The organism is Streptomyces sp. NPDC044003, assembly GCF_056435185.1.
The window spans coordinates 196,240-211,466 of record NZ_JBWKFA010000009.1 but is presented as its reverse complement, the minus strand read 5'-3'; the positions used below and the strand labels follow the sequence as shown (position 1 = coordinate 211,466).

General features: G+C 73.0%; 13 protein-coding genes. 6 read left to right on the top strand and 7 right to left on the bottom strand.

Annotated features, from left to right (window positions below):
- Positions 1 to 10: 10 nt before the first annotated feature.
- Positions 11 to 1,039 (bottom strand): helix-turn-helix domain-containing protein, encoded by a 1,029-nt coding sequence (locus AC07AW_RS31120; RefSeq protein WP_478818794.1) that lies wholly within the window; start codon positions 1,037 to 1,039, stop codon positions 11 to 13.
- 118 nt (positions 1,040 to 1,157) lie between these two features.
- Here AC07AW_RS31120 and AC07AW_RS31115 point away from each other — a divergent pair, with 118 nt between their 5' ends.
- Positions 1,158 to 2,054: an alpha/beta hydrolase gene (locus AC07AW_RS31115; RefSeq protein ID WP_478818793.1), complete on the top strand. Its 897-nt coding sequence runs from the start codon at positions 1,158 to 1,160 to the stop codon at positions 2,052 to 2,054.
- 19 nt (positions 2,055 to 2,073) lie between these two features.
- Here the strand turns inward: AC07AW_RS31115 and AC07AW_RS31110 are convergent, their stop codons facing one another.
- The 6 genes from AC07AW_RS31110 to AC07AW_RS31085 all read right to left on the bottom strand — a co-directional run bounded on the left by AC07AW_RS31110 (position 2,074) and on the right by AC07AW_RS31085 (position 9,271).
- The gene (locus tag AC07AW_RS31110; protein ID WP_478818792.1) at positions 2,074 to 3,339 is read right to left on the bottom strand and encodes an alpha/beta fold hydrolase; all 1,266 of its coding nucleotides are present in this window, start codon (positions 3,337 to 3,339) and stop codon (positions 2,074 to 2,076) included.
- Between the two features lie 86 nt (positions 3,340 to 3,425).
- A complete protein-coding gene (locus AC07AW_RS31105; RefSeq protein WP_478818791.1) occupies positions 3,426 to 4,811 on the bottom strand; it encodes an aldehyde dehydrogenase family protein in 1,386 nt (461 codons plus the stop codon).
- 366 nt (positions 4,812 to 5,177) lie between these two features.
- Entirely contained in the window at positions 5,178 to 6,086 is a 909-nt protein-coding gene (locus AC07AW_RS31100) for a dihydrodipicolinate synthase family protein (protein WP_478818790.1), read from the bottom strand.
- A gap of 79 nt (positions 6,087 to 6,165) precedes the next feature.
- Entirely contained in the window at positions 6,166 to 7,614 is a 1,449-nt protein-coding gene (locus tag AC07AW_RS31095) for an FAD-dependent oxidoreductase (protein ID WP_478818789.1), read from the bottom strand.
- Positions 7,595 to 7,909: a (2Fe-2S)-binding protein gene (locus AC07AW_RS31090; protein WP_184930662.1), complete on the bottom strand. Its 315-nt coding sequence runs from the start codon at positions 7,907 to 7,909 to the stop codon at positions 7,595 to 7,597. The genes AC07AW_RS31095 and AC07AW_RS31090 overlap by 20 nt, the downstream gene beginning before the upstream one ends.
- A 204-nt stretch (positions 7,910 to 8,113) precedes the next feature.
- Positions 8,114 to 9,271, bottom strand: coding sequence for an NAD(P)/FAD-dependent oxidoreductase (locus AC07AW_RS31085; protein WP_478818788.1), 1,158 nt, complete (start codon positions 9,269 to 9,271; stop codon positions 8,114 to 8,116).
- 217 nt (positions 9,272 to 9,488) lie between these two features.
- On the opposite strand from AC07AW_RS31085, the gene AC07AW_RS31080 reads away from it, so the two are divergent.
- From AC07AW_RS31080 to AC07AW_RS31060, 5 genes are read left to right on the top strand one after another with little or no spacing between them, the layout of a single operon-like run.
- A complete protein-coding gene (locus tag AC07AW_RS31080) occupies positions 9,489 to 11,231 on the top strand; it encodes an ABC transporter substrate-binding protein (RefSeq protein WP_478818787.1) in 1,743 nt (580 codons plus the stop codon).
- A gap of 8 nt (positions 11,232 to 11,239) precedes the next feature.
- Entirely contained in the window at positions 11,240 to 12,172 is a 933-nt protein-coding gene (locus AC07AW_RS31075; protein WP_478818786.1) for an ABC transporter permease, read from the top strand.
- Entirely contained in the window at positions 12,169 to 13,155 is a 987-nt protein-coding gene (locus AC07AW_RS31070) for an ABC transporter permease (protein WP_478818785.1), read from the top strand. The genes AC07AW_RS31075 and AC07AW_RS31070 overlap by 4 nt, the downstream gene beginning before the upstream one ends.
- Complete coding sequence (locus AC07AW_RS31065; RefSeq protein WP_478818784.1) at positions 13,155 to 14,159, top strand: ABC transporter ATP-binding protein; 1,005 nt, start codon at positions 13,155 to 13,157, stop codon at positions 14,157 to 14,159. The genes AC07AW_RS31070 and AC07AW_RS31065 overlap by 1 nt, the downstream gene beginning before the upstream one ends.
- Positions 14,156 to 15,145 carry an ABC transporter ATP-binding protein gene (locus AC07AW_RS31060; RefSeq protein WP_478818783.1) on the top strand — a complete coding sequence of 330 codons (990 nt, stop codon included), beginning with the start codon at positions 14,156 to 14,158 and terminating at the stop codon, positions 15,143 to 15,145. The genes AC07AW_RS31065 and AC07AW_RS31060 overlap by 4 nt, the downstream gene beginning before the upstream one ends.
- Positions 15,146 to 15,227 lie beyond the last annotated feature (82 nt).

Here is a 15,227-nt window from a genome sequence, read left to right as displayed (position 1 = left end):
TCCTGGTCGTTCAGTCGTTGAGCAGGCGCCATGTGGTGAGGGCCAGTCGGGCGCGGGTCAGGCCCGTGGGGGCGGTGAGGTCAAGGGTGAGGGTCCTGCCGATGTGATCGAGGCGGCGGGCGATGCTGCTGTGGTGGAGGTGGAGGAGCTCGGCCGCACGACGGACGGAGGCGGTGGCGCAGTACGTCTCCAGGGTCTCCAGGTCCTCCGGCGACAGGCCGGCGATCGCGGTCACGTCGGGGTTGTCCCGTACGGCGTCCTCGGGGATGTCCGCCAGGAGGGCGAGCGCGCCCAGGTCGGTGTGGTGGACGACGGGCTCGCGCGGGGAGGTGAAGCGGAGCGCCGTGCGGGCCTGGCGCCAGGAGCGGTCCGGGCTGTCGGTGGTCCCGATGCCCGCCCGTACCCCTGCGGGGAAGCCCGTACGGTCCAGGGTGGTGGCCAGGATGACGCCCACGTCGGCGAGTGGGGCCGCCTTCACCGGGCGGGCCGGGCAGACCAAGGTGCCGATGCGGTCGAGCGGGAGGCAGGTGCGGACGGCGACGACGTGGACGGGGAGGTCGGGGGCGAAGCCCAGGAGGCGGAGCGCACGGGCCCGGGCGGCGTCGTCGCTGTCGGAGCTGATGGCCAGTTCGACGAGGGCGGGGTCGGCCATGGTGGTGCGGGCGGGGCCGTAGCGTTCGGCGGCGGCAGCGGCGGCGATGGCGAAGCGGTCGAGGAGGACCTCGTCGAGCGGGTTGGGCGGGCCGGGGCGCTCCAGCCAGACCGTGCCGATCTCCTCCTCGTCGAGGGTGATCGGCGCCTCGGTGGACGCGGGCGCCGGCGGGGTGGACGCCTGGGTACCGTGGGGAGAGACGCGGGTGGTGCGGCCGGTGCCGTGGAGTCGGATCCCCGCGACGCATTCGGCCAGGCCCGCCGAGGCGCGGGCGAGGGCGGCGAGGTCGACGCGCCGGCGCATCAGGGTGTCGTAGAACGCGACGATGCGCATCGCGCCGTCGACGTACGGATCGAGTCCCGACAGCCGTACGGCCAGTGCCTCCATGACAGAAGGATCGCAGAAGGACGCACGGCCGGGGCGCGCCGATCGGCGCGTGATCGGGCCGGTATGCGCGACGGATGGCGGGTGATCTCGCGGACGCCGGGCCTGGAGGATGGTCGTCATGGATCCCGAACTCGAAGCGTTCATCCCCTTCTTCCCGCAGAACGACCTGTCCGACCCGGTCTCGTCACGCCTGTACTTCGCCTGCCTGGCGGCCGCCGTGCCCGCACCGGACACCTCGGAGCTGGAGGTCGAGGACCGGATCGTGCCCGCCGATCCGGACGTGGTGGTACGGATCTACCGGCCGCGCCGGGCGCAGGGAGCGGTGGTGTGGCTGCACGGCGGCGGATTCGTCATGGGCGACGTGGACACCGAGCACCCGTGGGCGACCCGCATCGCGGAGAGTTCCGGCGCGGTGGTGATCTCGGTCGGCTACCGGCTGGCGCCCGAGCACCCCTTCCCGGCCGCCCTGGACGACGCCTACGCCGTACTGAACTGGACCGCCGAGCACGCCGCCGAACTCGGCGTCGACCCCGCGCGGATCGCGGTCGGCGGCCACAGCGCCGGCGGTGGGCTCGCGGCCGCGGTGGCGCTGCGGGCGCGTGACGAGCAGGGGCCGCCGATCCGTTTCCAGCTGCTCAACCAGGCGGGGCTCGACGACCGGCTCGACACGTGGTCGGCACGGAACTTCACGGACACGCCCTGGTTCCACCGGGGCAAGGCGGTCGCCTCGTGGCGCCACTACCTGGGTTCCCGGAGCGCCACGCCGTACGCCGCCCCCGCACGGGCCACCGACCTGTCCGGCCTCCCGTCGGCCTACGTCGCCACGGCCGAGTTCTGCCCGAACCGCGACGAGGACCTCGGCTACGCCCTCCGGCTGCTCCAGGCGGGCGTGTCCGTCGAGATCCACCAGTGGCCCGGCACGTTCCACGGCTCGCAGGCGATTCTCTCCGCGGAGGTCTCGCAGCGGCAGAACGTCGAACTCGGCGCCGTTCTGCGCCGCGCCCTCGCCGACTGATCCGCGGCACACCGGTCGGTCAGGCCCGGCCCGCCGCCATGTCCATCAGCCGGGCGAGGACCCTGCCGCCCGAGGCCGAGAGGCCGTCGTGCTCCCACTCGTTGGTGACCCAGACGCGCGTGGCGCCGATCTCACGGGCCGTGCGCAGGGAGAGGCCCGCGTCGACGTACATGTCGTCGTGGTAGACGACCGCGGCGAGCGGCACCTCGTTCGCCGCGAGGCGGCCCGCGTCGTACAGCGGCGGCCAGTCGGTCCGCGCGGCAAGGAGGTCGGCGGCGTCGGCGAAGGGACGCAGGCCCCTGATCTCACGGAACATCCAGGGGTACATCATCTCCCCGGTGAGCAGGAGGGGGTCGGCACCCTCGGCGAACTCGGGAAAGTCCGCGAGGGCGCGGGCGGCCGCCCAGTCGGTCGGGTCGTCGCCCTGTCCGTACAGGGTCTCCTGCAGGACGGCGAAGAGCGGGTTGTCGGCGAAGCCGGTCAGGGACATCACCTGGTGCAGGAAGGTGTCGGTCAACTCGCCTTCGGCATCAAGGGCTTCGTCGAGCAGCCAGTGGAGGCGCTCGAAGCCGTCGCCCATGCCGAGGACGAGTCCCAGCGTGCGCAGCCGGTGCGGGGTGAACCGGTCGCCGTCCGGCAGGCGGACGTCCTCGGCCGCGAGGAGGTCGGCGATCTTCCGCAGCAGGGAGGCGTCCTGCGGGTAGCGGGCGTAGAAGTCGTGGACCCGGTCGCGGACCCGGGGGTAGGTGCGGGCGTACACGTCGTCGGCGGTGGCGGTGAGACCGGGCAGACCCCCCGTGACGTAGCAGGCGCGCAGCCCCTGGGGTGCGTGGGAGAGGTACGCGAGGGTGAGGAAGCCGCCGTAACTCTGCCCGAGGGTCTCCCACGGGGTGTCGCCGCAGAGTTCGCGGCGTATCAGCTCCGCGTCGGCGACGATCGAGTCGGCACGGAAGTGCGCGAGGTGGTCGGCGAGTCGGCCGGGTGAGTCGAAGCGGGCGGCGGAGCGCGCGGTGACCGGGCTGGAGCGGCCGGTGCCGCGCTGGTCGAGGAGCAGCACCCGGTGGGTCTTCAGGGCGTGGGGCAGCCAGCCGGGCGAACCGGCGGACGGCCGGGGCGATTTACCGCCGGGACCGCCCTGGAGGTAGAGCAGCCAGGGCAGTTCCTCGCCCGTACGGGACGGGTCGGCGACCTCGCGTGCGAAGACCTGCAGGGTGGGGCCGTCGGGGGTCCGGTGGTCCAGGGGGACGGTGAAGGTGTGGTCGACGGTCGCGTACGCGGGATTCATGGGTTCTCTCGCTGGGGTGTGGGCGGTCCGGGTGACTCGGTGCGTACGGTGGTGATCCTTCGAGCCGGCCTCACCACCGTACGAGCTCAGGCCGCCGGGCCCGCCGGCGCCAGGGTGTACGTCCGGCCGGACGTGTAGAACTCCAGGCCCGCTCTGCCCTGTTCGCGCGGCCCGTGGCTTGAGGCCTTGGAGCCGCCGAACGGCAGGTGGAAGTCGACGCCCGTGGACGGGGCGTTGATCCGGATCATGCCGGTGTCGAGCAGGTCGAGACCGTGCAGGGCCGTGTTCAGGTCGGCGGTGTGGACCGAGGTCACCAGGCCGTACGGGACGGAGTTGGTGATCCGGATCGCGTGGGCGAGGTCGTCGGCGGCGAGCAGGGTGGCGACGGGGCCGAAGACCTCCTCGCGCAGCAGCCGGTGTCCGGGCGACACCTTCTCGACGAGGGTCGGGGCCGCGTACCAGCCGGGCCTGTCGAGCGCGCCGCCGCCGGCGAGCGTGTTCAGCCCACGGCAGGCGTCGACCATCCGGTCGCGGGCGCCTTCCTGGATGAGCGGCCCGCACACGGTGGCCGGGTCGGCGGGGTCGCCGACGGGGAGCGCCTTCAGCGCTTCGGAGAGTGCCTCGCGCAGCGGGTCGAGTGCGGCGCCGACCGCGATGACGCGGCTGGTGGCGGTGCACTTCTGGCCCGCGTACCCGGCGATCGAGGCGGCGATGTGGCCGGCCGCCTGCTCGATGTCCGCGTCAGGCAGCACGAGCGCCGCGTTCAGGCCGCCCATCTCGGCCTGCGCCGGAATGCCCCGGGCGGTCGCGGCCCGGGCGACGGCCTGGCCGACGGGGGTGGAGCCGGTGAAGGAGACGACGTCGGCGGCCGAGACGAGCGCGTTGCCCTCGGTCGCGCCGCCGGGAAGGACAGTGAACACCGCTTCCGGCACGGCCTTCCGGACGATCTCCGCGAGGCGCTGGGCGCACGCGGTGGCCTCGGGGGCGGGCTTGAGGACCACCGTGTTCCCGGCCGCGAGCGCGGGGGCGGCCTTCCAGGTGGGGATGGCGAAGGGGAAGTTCCAGGGCGTGATGAGCCCGGCCACACCGTGCGGGCGGCGCCGGGTCAGGAGGAGTCCGGCCCCTGCCGCGGTCTCGTGGACGGCGCCGGTGGGCTGGTAGGGGGCCTGCGCGTAGTACCGCCAGATCGCGGCGGTCCTGGCCACCTCGGCCCGGGCCTCGGAGAGCGGCTTGCCGACCTCGCGCACGGCGAGCTCGGCGAGTTCGCCGGCCGCGGCCTCGACGGCGGTGGCGATCACCCCCAGAGCGGCCGAGCGCGCGGCGGCTCCGGCGAGCAGCCAGCCGGGCTGTGCGGCACGGGCCCGCTCGACCGTGTCGACGGCCGCGAAGGCGCCGGGGGCGGCCATCTGCAGGAGCACGTCGGCCGGGTCGGCCGGGTTGCGGGAGATGAGGGTGGGAAGTGCGTCGGTCACGGGAGGAGGCCTCCGGGAGGGTGGGTCGTCCGGGAAGGGGGTCGCCCGGGAGGGGGCGTCCGAGAAAGGGTCGTCCGCATCAGGCACTCCCAGGTCGGGGGTCCCCAGGCCGGGGGTCCCCAGGCCGGGGGTCCCCAAGCCGGGGGTCCCCAAGCCGGAGGTCCCCAAGCCGGAGGTCCCCGGGTCAGGGGTCCCCAGGTCAGGGGCTACAGATCCGGGAGTACGGAGCGGGAGTACGGAGCGGGAGTACGGATCCGGGAGTACGGATCCGGGAGTACGGAGCGGGAGTACGGATCCGGGAGTACGGAGCGGGAGTTGCGAGCGGCGCCGACGGCCGGGGGCAGCCGCAGCCGTCGGCGGCGGTCGTCAGTGGTGGCCCTCCGCGACGGCCTTCTCCGTAGCCGTCCGCACCGCGGCCTCGATCGTGCCGGTGAGCGGGTGGCGCGGCGGCCGGGTGGGACCGCCGGGGCGGCCGGCGATGTCCATGGAGAGCTTGATGGACTGGACGAACTCCGTCTTCGAGTCCCAGCGCAGCAAGGAGTGCAGGGACTTGTACAGCGGCAGAGCGGTCGTCAGGTCGCCCGCGACGGCGGCGTGGTACAGCGTGGCGCAGCTGGCGGGGAAGGCGTTGGGGTACCCGGCGATCCATCCGACGGCGCCGGCCACCGCCAGCTCCAGGAGGACGTCGTCCGCCCCGATCAGCAGATCCAGTTCCGGGGCGAGTTCGGCGATCTCGTAGGCCCGCCGGACGTCGCCGCTGAACTCCTTCACCGCGACGATGCTGCCGTCGCCGTGCAGCCGCGCGAGCAGGTCGGGGGTGAGGTCGACCTTCGTGTCGAAGGGGTTGTTGTAGGCGACGACGGGGATCCCGACGCCGGCCACCTCGGTGTAGTGGGCGCGGACGGCCGCCGCGTCGGCGCGGTAGGTGTTGGGTGGCAGGAGGAGGACCGATCCGCAGCCGGCCTCGGCGGCCTGCTCGGCCCAGCGGCGGGACTCGGCGCTGCCGTAGGCGGCGACGCCCGGCATGACCCTCGCCCCGTCTCCGGCCGCTTCGACGGCGGTACGGACGACCTCGGCGCGCTCGGCGTCGGTGAGGGTCTGGTACTCGCCGAGGGAGCCGTTCGGGACGACGCCGTCGCAGCCGTTGGCGATCAGCCAGGCGACGTGCTCGGCGTAGGCGTCGTGGTCGACGGTGAGGTCCTCGCGGAAGGGGAGGGTGGTGGCGACCATGATGCCGCGCCAGGGGCGGTCGGCGTTCCAGCTGGTGGTGGTCATGGCGATGACCTTTCTATAGTGTGTGACATTTTACAGATGGGGAAAGGGGAGAGGCCCGCAAGGGCCTCTCCTTCAGGCTCTAGGAAGCGTCGGGGTCCGAGTCCTCGTCCAGGGCGGCCAGCGTCGAGAGCCGCACCGGGACGGCGAACGGACGGCGCTCCGCGGGCGGTTCCGCGATTCCGTCGCCCGCGGCGAGGCAGGCGACGGCCGCCCCGCACATCCGCCCCTGGCACCAGCCCATGCCCGCCCGGGTGAGGAGTTTGACGGTGCGCGCGTCCCGAGCGCCGAGCTCGGTGACGGCCTCGCGGACGCGGCCGGCGCTGACCTCCTCGCAGCGGCACACGTCCGTGTCGTCGGTGAGCCAGCGCTGCCAACCGGGGCCAGGGGCGTGGGCCGCCGACATCACGGCGGCGAAGGCGCGCATCCGGTCCCGGCGGCGGCGCAGTTCGGCGATCCGGCCCGCTCCGGCGTGGCGGCCGAGGAGCCGCGCGGCGATGGCCCGAGCGGCCAACTCACCCTCCGTACGGGCGAGTTCCGCGCCTCCCACGCCTCCGGTCTCGCCCGCCGCCCACAGGCCGCGCTCCGAGGTCTCCTGGAGCTCGTCCAGGGCGAGGCCGAGGGTCCCGTCGGGCAGGGGCCGGGTGGCGCAGCCCACGGTCGTGGCCAGCTCGATCTGCGGGACCAGGCCGTGGCCGACGGCCAGGGCGTCGCAGGCGATCCGACGGCCCGCTCCCGGTACGGGGCGCCAGTCGGCGTCCAGGCGGGTGACGGTCACACCTTCGACCCGGTCGGTGCCGTGGACTTCGGTGACGGCGCTGCGCAGCCGGACGCGGACCCGGTGCCGGAGCAGTCCGACTCCGTGCACCAGGGCCTCGGCGGCCTTCCCCGGGTTGGCCAGGAGCGCCCGGGGGCTGCGGGCGTAGCGGAGATAGCCGGCGGCCTCGACCACGGCCGGCACCTGTGCGCCGGCGGCGGCGAGGGAGGAGGCGACGGCGAGCAGCAGGGGGCCGCTGCCGGCCACGACGATGCGGCGGCCGGGCAGCACGAGGCCGGACTTGAGCATCGCCTGGGCGCCTCCGGCGCCGACGACGCCGGGCAGGGTCCAGCCGGGGAAGGGGAGTTGGCGTTCGTACGCGCCGGTGGCGAGCAGCAGGGCCCGGGCTCGGATGCGTACGGGCCGCTCCCCGCCGCCGTCGGCTCCGGTGACCGCGTGGACCGTCCAGGTCCCGTCGTCCTCCCGCACCGTGGACCACACGTGGTGTCCGGCGAGGTGGGCGGCGGCGCTGCCGGCGAGGCGTCGGCGGAGGTCGGTGTAGGCGGACCAGTCGTGGTGCAGCGCCTCGGGCCGTACGGCGCCGAGCGTGGGCGCGGGGTGCCGGTAGAACTGCCCGCCGGTCTGGGAGGAGGTGTCGAGGAGGGCGACGGAGAGGCCGAGTTCGGAGGCCGTGACGGCGCCGGAGAGTCCTGCGGAACCGGCTCCCACCACCGCGAGGTCGTACGTCTCGGGCTCAGACGGTGAGGCGGTCATGGCCGTGTCCCTCCTGGGTGGTGATCGCGTCGCCGGGGCGGGCCGGGACCAGGCAGGCGCGCCGGTTGGGTTCGCCGTTGACGGTGGCGAGGCAGTCGTAGCACTGGCCGATGCCGCAGAAGGCGCCGCGCGGGCGGCCGCCGTCCCGGGTGGTGCGCCAGGCCAGGATGCCGGCGCCCCAGAGGGCGGCGGCGACGGTCTGGCCCGGCAGGGCGGTGACGCGACGGCCGTCGAAGGTGATCTCGAACGGCGGATCGGGCTGTGCGCCGACGAGGTCGGCTGGGGTGCGGGCCACGGGCCCTCCTCTCGTGACGGTGGGTGCGCGCACCTCAGGGTGCGGTGTCGGCAAACCGGTCCGGCACCTCAGGGTGCGGTGTCGGCAAACCGGTCCGGCACCTCAGGGTGCGGTGTCGGCGAACCGATCCGGCACCTCAGGGTGCCGTGACGGCGAACCGGTCCCGCACCTCAGGGTGCGGTGTCGGCGAACCGGTCCCGCACCTCAGGGTGCGGTGTCGGCGAACCGGTCGGGTCGGAACGGGTGGATGTCGAGGGGCGGTTCCGCGCCGGTCAGGCAGGCGGCGACGATCCGCCCCGTCACGGGCGCGAGTCCGATGCCCGCTCCTTCGTGGCCGCAGGCGTGGAGCAGGCCGGGGACGCGGGGGTCGGGGCCGATCGCGGGCAGGTGGTCCGGCAGGTACGGGCGGAAACCGAGGTAGGTGCGGATGGCCCGCACGGTCCCGAGGACCGGGAACAGCGCGGTGGCCCCGGCGGCGAGCCGGCGCAGGACCTCGGTGGAGAGCGTCCGGTCGAAGCCGACCCGTTCCCGGCTGGCGCCGATCAGGACGGGGCCCGCCGGGGTGCCCTCGACGACGGCCGAGGTCTGGAGCGCGGCGGAGCCGCTGGCGACGTCCGCGACGTAGTCGGCGGCGTACACCTTGTGGCGCACGACGCGCGGGAGGGGTTCGGTGACGAGGACGAAGCCTCTGCGGGGCAGTACGGGCAGGTGCACGCCCGCGAGTTCGGCGAGGGCGCCGCCCCAGGTTCCGGCGGCGTTGACCACGTAGGGGGCGTGGAGCTCGCCGGCCGTGGTCCGTACGCCGCGGATCTCTCCGGCCGCACCGGTCAGCAGGGCGGTGACCTCCTCCCCCAGGCGCAGCCGGATCCGGTCGCCTTCCGAGCGCAGCAGTTGGGCCGCGGCGTGGGCGGGCATCACCTGGGCGTCCTGGGGATAGTGGAAGCCGCCCGCCAGGGTGGGTGCGAGGTGGGGCTCCAGGTCGTGGACCCGGTCCGCGGGGACCTCCTGGCTGGTGACGCCCGCCTTCTCCTGGCGGGCCGCGAAATCGCGCAGGGCGCGCATGCCGGACTCGTCCGAGGCGACGACGAGGCCGCCTTTGGCCTCGTACTCCACCTGCGGTGGGAGCAGTTCGGCCAGCTCCCGCCACATTTCGGTGGCGAGCAGGGCGAGTGCGAGCTCGGGCCCTGGTTCCTTGTCGGAGACCAGGAGGTTTCCCTCGCCCGCCCCGGTCGTTCCGCCGGCGACGGAACCGCGGTCGACGACGGTGACGGAGAGGCCGGCTCGAGCGGCGTAGTGGGCGCAGGCCGCGCCGACGACGCCGGCGCCGACGACGATGACATCCGAGGTGTTTCTCGTGGGCACGGCAGTAATATTTCACATGGCACTGGAGTTGCCAAGACCCGCGGGGAGCTTCTCAGTTGCCGCGCCGCCGTCGCTCCCGCCACCCGGACACGGATCAGTAACGGAAGTCCCGACACCTTGTCAGTGCAATTTCACATTACTATGTTACCGGTCACATTCCAGCCGCTCGCTCATCGACGCCGGCTGTCCGACTGCTGCTCTCTCGGAGTGACCACCCATGAACCAGCGCACCCGCACCATGGCCACCGCCCTGGTGACGACCCTCGCCCTCGGCATCACCGGCTGTTCCGGCGGCGGGAAGTCCGGCGGCTCCCCGGACCGCAAGAACCCCGCGACCTCCACCAACGGCACGATCGTCGGCGGGACCCCGCAGAAGGGCGGCACGCTCACCGTCCTGTCCAACCAGGACTTCACCCATCTCGACCCGGCCCGCAACTGGGTGATGGGCGACATGGACTTCGGCACCCGCCTGCTCTACCGCACCCTCCTGGCGTACAAGGCCGAGCCCGGCGCGAAGGGCGGAGAGCTGACGCCCGACCTCGCCGAGGACCTCGGCGTCTCGTCCAACGGCGCCAAGACCTGGACCTTCAGGCTCAAGCCGGGCCTGAAGTACGAGGACGGGTCGCCGATCACCGCCCAGGACGTCAAGTACAACGTGGAGCGGTCCTTCTCCCCCGACCTGCCCGGCGGCCCCGACTACGCGGCCCGCTACCTCGTCGGCGCCGAGGGCTACCAGGGCCCCGCCAAGGGCAAGCACCTGGACTCCGTGAAGACGCCCGACGCCCGCACCATCGTCTTCGAACTCCGCAAGCCCTTCGCCGAGTTCCCCTACACGACCGTCCTGCCCACCTTCGCGCCCGTCCCCCAGTCGCAGGACAAGGGGCCCCAGTACGACAACCGCCCCTTCTCCTCCGGCCCGTACAAGATCGACTCGTACGCCCGGGACAAGCAGCTCGTCCTCGTCCGCAACACCCACTGGGACCCGAAGACCGACGCGGTCCGCAAGGCGTACCCGGACCGGATCGTCGTCACCATGGGCCTGAAGGCCAACCAGATCGACGACCGGCTCATCGCCGCCGCCGGCGCCGACGCCTCCGCGGTCGCGTGGGACAAGCTCCGCCCCGAGTCCACCCCCAAGGTCCTCACCAAGCCCGAGGTCAGGGCGCGGCTGCTCGCCGAGTCGAGCAGCTGCACCGAGATGGTCCAGATGCACACCGGCCGTGCGCCCTTCGACGACGTCAAGGTCCGGCAGGCGGTGCAGTACGCCCTGGACCGCGAGGCGATCCTCACCGCCTCCGGCGGCCCCGCGCTCAACGACCCGGCCACCGCGCTCATGCCCGCCTCCCTCTTCGGCGGCAAGCAGCCCGACACCCTGAAGATCCCGCTCACCGGCGACGTGGAGAAGGCGAAGCAGCTGCTCAAGGAGGCGGGGAAGGCGGGCGGCCTCTCGACGAGCATCACCGTCTCCAACGGCGACAAGTCGGTCGGCGAGGCCATCCAGCAGTCCCTGGGCCGCGCCGGGATCAAGGTCACCATCGAGACCGTCGACCCCTCCGCCTTCTACGACACGATCGGCGACACCAAGAACCGCACGGACCTCGTCTACACCGGCTGGTGCCCCGACTTCCCCTCCGGGTCGACCTTCCTGCCCTTCGTCTTCGACGGCCGCTACATCAAGGAGAAGGGCAACTCCGGCAACCACTCCCTCTTCCGCGACGACGCCACCATGAAGCGGATGGACGCCATCGCCGCGATGACCGACGCCGCCCAGGCCAACAAGGCGTGGCAGGAACTCGACGGCGAGATCCTCGCCAAGGCCCCGACCGCGCCCGTCGTCATCGAGCGCAGGCCCCTGCTGCTCGGCACGAACATCGCCGGCGCCTTCGGCCACACCTCCTTCGGCGGACAGATCGACTTCGCGACGGTCGGCCTCAAGGACCCGTCGAAGAGCGCGAGCTGAAGGCAGCCATGACCACCACCTCGACCTCCCCGCCCATGACGGCGGGCGGCGGGCCCTGGCAGCTCGCCCGGGCGGAGCTGCGCCGCCGGACCTCCGTGAAGCTCTCGCTCGCCGTCGTCGTCTTCTTCGCGCTCCTGACCGTGGCCGCCCCGCTGATCGGCTCGCTGGGCGGCTGGGGCCCGGAGGAGTTCGACAAGAGCGCCGTCGATCCGTACCTGGGCGGCCAGCCCGTCGGGCCGCTCGGCGGCGTCTCGGCGGAGCACTGGCTCGGCGTCGAACCCGTCACCGGCCGCGACCTCTTCGCCCGGGTCGTGCACGGCGCCCAGGTGTCGCTGCTGATCGCCTTCTCGGCGACGGCGATCGTCGTCGTCGCCGGGACGGCGGCCGGCATCGCCGCCGGCTACTTCGGCGGCCGCACCGACACCGTGCTCTCCCGGCTGATGGACCTCACCATGTCCTTCCCCTCCCTCATCTTCATGATCGCGATGATGTCGGTGGCGCGGGACGTCAACCGGATCGTGCTCATGACCGCCGTCATCGGCCTCTTCGGCTGGCCCGGCATCGCCCGGGTCGTCCGCGGCCAGACCCTGTCCCTCAAGCACCGCGAGTACGTCGACGCCGCCCGCGTCGGCGGCTCGGGCCCCTGGCGGATCCTCGCCCGCGACATCCTCCCGGGCGTCGCCGGGCCCGTCATCGCGTACACCACCCTGATCGTCCCGGGGATGATCGCCACCGAGGCGGCCCTCAGCTATCTCGGCGTCGGCGTCCGCCCGCCCACCCCGTCCTGGGGACAGATGATCGCCGAGAGCGTCGCCTACTACGACACGGATCCCATGTACTTCGTCGTCCCGAGCCTCTGTCTCTTCCTCACCGTGCTCGCCTTCACCCTCCTCGGCGACGCGCTGCGCGACGTCCTCGACCCGCGAGGGAGCGGCACGTGATCCTCTACCTCGCGCGCCGGCTCCTCGGGGTGCTCGGCGTCCTCGTCGCCATCGCCGCCGTCACCTTCACCATCTTCTACGTCCTGCCGTCCGATCCGGCCGCCGCAGCCTGCGGCAAGTCGTGCAGCGCCGAACGCCTGGAGGCGATCCGCGCCCACATGGGTCTGGACGCCCCGCTGTGGCGGCAGTTCACCGACTTCGTCACGGGCATCTTCACGGGCCGCACGATGGGCAGCGGCCAGTACGCCCTGCACTGCGACTTCCCCTGCCTGGGCTACTCGTACGAGAACAGCCAGGGTGTGTGGGACCTCCTCGTGGACCGGCTGCCGGTCTCCGCCTCCCTCGCCCTGGGCGCCGCCGCGATCTGGCTGGTGCTCGGACTCTCCGCGGGCGTGACCGCCGCCCTGCACAAGGACACGCTCACCGACCGGGCCCTGATGGTCGGCGCGGTCGCCGCCGCCTCACTGCCCGTCTACTTCACCTCGGTCCTGCTGATCTACGGCCTCATCCGGGTCTCGGGGCTCCTCCCCTACCCGCAGTACGTGTCCTTCGGCTCCGACCCGCTCTCCTGGGCCACCAACCTGCTGCTCCCCTGGCTGGCGCTCGCAATCCTGTACGCCGCGATGTACGCCCGCCAGAGCCGCAGCTCGATGATCGAGTCCATGGCGGAGCCGTACATCCGCACCGCACGAGCGAAAGGGCTTCCGCGCCGCACGGTGGTCGTCAAGCACGGGCTGCGCGCGGGCATGACGCCGATCCTGACCATCTTCGGCATGGACCTGGGCGGTCTGCTCGCCGGTGCGGTGATCACCGAGTCCATCTTCGGACTGCCCGGCATCGGGCGCCTCTTCTACGGGGCCCTGTCCACCGGCGACCAGCCCGTCATCCTCGGGGTGACCCTGCTCGCCGCCACCTTCATCGTCGTCGCCAACCTGGCCGTCGACCTGCTGTACGCCGTCGTCGACCCGCGAGTGAGGTACTGATGGGCGACTCCGCACCCCTCCTTTCGGTACGGGACCTCACGGTCACCTTCCCGACCAAGCGCGGCCCCGTCCGGGCGGTCGACTCCCTCTCCTTCGACGTCCCGCCCGGGCGCACCCTCGGCATCGTCGGCGAGTCCGGGTCCGGCAAGTCCGTCACCTCGCTCGCCGTGATGGGCCTGCACACCGGCGCCGAGGTCACCGGCTCCGTCGCCCTGGCAGGCCGCGAACTGATCGGCCTGCCGGAGCGCGAGCTCAACCGGCTGCGCGGGCGGAGGATGGCGATGATCTTCCAGGACCCGCTGTCGAGCCTGCACCCGTACTACACGGTCGGGGAGCAGATCGCCGAGCACCACCGGGTCCACTTCGGGTCCCGTCGCGCGGCCGCCCGCGAGCGGGCCGTCGAGGCGCTCGGCGAGGTCGGCATCCCCGAACCCCGCCGCCGGGCCGGCGAGTACCCGCACCAGTTCTCGGGCGGCATGCGGCAGCGCGTGATGATCGCGATGGCGCTCGCCTGCGAGCCGGAGCTGCTGATCGCCGACGAGCCGACGACGGCGCTCGACGTCACCGTCCAGGCCCAGATCCTGGAGCTGATCGCCCGCCTCCAGCAGGACCGGGGCCTCTCCGTCGTCATGATCACGCACGATCTGGGGGTGGTCGCCCGAGTCGCGCACGACGTGCTGGTGATGTACGGCGGCCGGGCCGCCGAACACGCCCCGGTGGACGCCCTGTTCGCGACCCCGGCCCATCCGTACACCCGGGGTCTGCTCGACTCGCTGCCCCGGCTCGACGACCACGACGACGCGCCGCTGCGGGCGATCCCCGGCAGCCCGCCCTCCCTGCTCGACCCGGCACCGGGCTGCGCGTTCGCGCCCCGCTGTCCCCGCGCGGCCGCCGGCTCCGAGGAGGAGCGGGCCCGCTGCACGGGCGAACGCCCGCTGCTCGGCGGCCCGGACGGACACCCGGCCGCCTGCCACTTCCCCGCGTACGAAGGCGTTCCCTCATGACCACCACGGCTCCCTCCCTGTTGAGCGTCCGGGACCTGACCATGACGTTCCCCGGGCGCCGGGCCCGCTCGGCGCCCGTCCGGGCCGTCGACGGCGTCTCCTTCGACGTCGCGGCCGGCGAGACCCTCGGCCTCGTCGGCGAGTCCGGCTGCGGCAAGTCGACCACCGGCCGCATGATCGTGCGGCTCCTGGAACCGACCGCCGGCTCCGTCTCGTACGACGGCCGCGACATCAGCCATCTGTCCCAGCGGGCGCTGAAGCCGCTGCGGCGCGACCTCCAGATGGTCTTCCAGGACCCCCACTCCTCCCTCAACCCCCGGCAGACCGTCGCCCGCATCATCTCCGACCCCCTGCTCGTGCAGGGGAGTTCGGCCTCCGAGGCGCGCAAGCGGGCCGTGGAGCTGATGGAGCTCGTCGGACTGATCCCGGAGCACATCGACCGCTACCCGCACGAGTTCTCCGGCGGGCAGGCCCAGCGCATCGGCATCGCCCGCGCGCTGGCCACCGGCCCCCGCCTCGTCGTCGCCGACGAGCCGGTCTCCGCCCTCGACGTCTCCGTCCAGGCACAGATCGTCAACCTCATGGAACGGCTCCAGCGGGAACTCGGCCTCGCGTACCTCTTCATCGCCCACGACCTCTCGGTCGTGAAGCGGGTCTGCGACCGGGTCGCCGTGATGTACCTCGGCCGGATCGTGGAGATCGGCCCGAAGGAGCGGGTGTACGCGGCGCCCGCCCACCCCTACACCCGGGCGCTGCTCTCCGCCGTGCCCCTGCCCGACCCGGCGGCCGAGCGGGCCCGGGAGCGGATCACGCTGCTCGGCGACCCTCCGAGCCCGGCCGCTCCCCCGCCGGGCTGCACCTTCCACCCGCGCTGCCCCAAGGCCCGCGAGATCTGCCGCACCGAGGCACCGCTGCTGCGGATCACCGCCCCGGGCGAGGCACGACAGGTGGCCTGCCACTTCCCCGAAGGCCCGGAGGAAAGGTGAGGACGCACCGCCACTCTTGACAACTGCTCATGTTCCTCGTCCTCATGTTCCTGACAGAACTGTCACCACCACGGGGGGCGAT

Coding starts and splice junctions, on each gene's coding strand:
- AC07AW_RS31110 (WP_478818792.1), bottom strand. CDS start 3,339: ATGAATCCCGCGTACGCGACCGTCGACCACACCTTCACCGTCCCCCTG.
- AC07AW_RS31080 (WP_478818787.1), top strand. CDS start 9,489: ATGAACCAGCGCACCCGCACCATGGCCACCGCCCTGGTGACGACCCTC.
- AC07AW_RS31075 (WP_478818786.1), top strand. CDS start 11,240: ATGACCACCACCTCGACCTCCCCGCCCATGACGGCGGGCGGCGGGCCC.
- AC07AW_RS31065 (WP_478818784.1), top strand. CDS start 13,155: ATGGGCGACTCCGCACCCCTCCTTTCGGTACGGGACCTCACGGTCACC.
- AC07AW_RS31100 (WP_478818790.1), bottom strand. CDS start 6,086: ATGACCACCACCAGCTGGAACGCCGACCGCCCCTGGCGCGGCATCATG.
- AC07AW_RS31120 (WP_478818794.1), bottom strand. CDS start 1,039: ATGGAGGCACTGGCCGTACGGCTGTCGGGACTCGATCCGTACGTCGAC.
- AC07AW_RS31060 (WP_478818783.1), top strand. CDS start 14,156: ATGACCACCACGGCTCCCTCCCTGTTGAGCGTCCGGGACCTGACCATG.
- AC07AW_RS31115 (WP_478818793.1), top strand. CDS start 1,158: ATGGATCCCGAACTCGAAGCGTTCATCCCCTTCTTCCCGCAGAACGAC.
- AC07AW_RS31095 (WP_478818789.1), bottom strand. CDS start 7,614: ATGACCGCCTCACCGTCTGAGCCCGAGACGTACGACCTCGCGGTGGTG.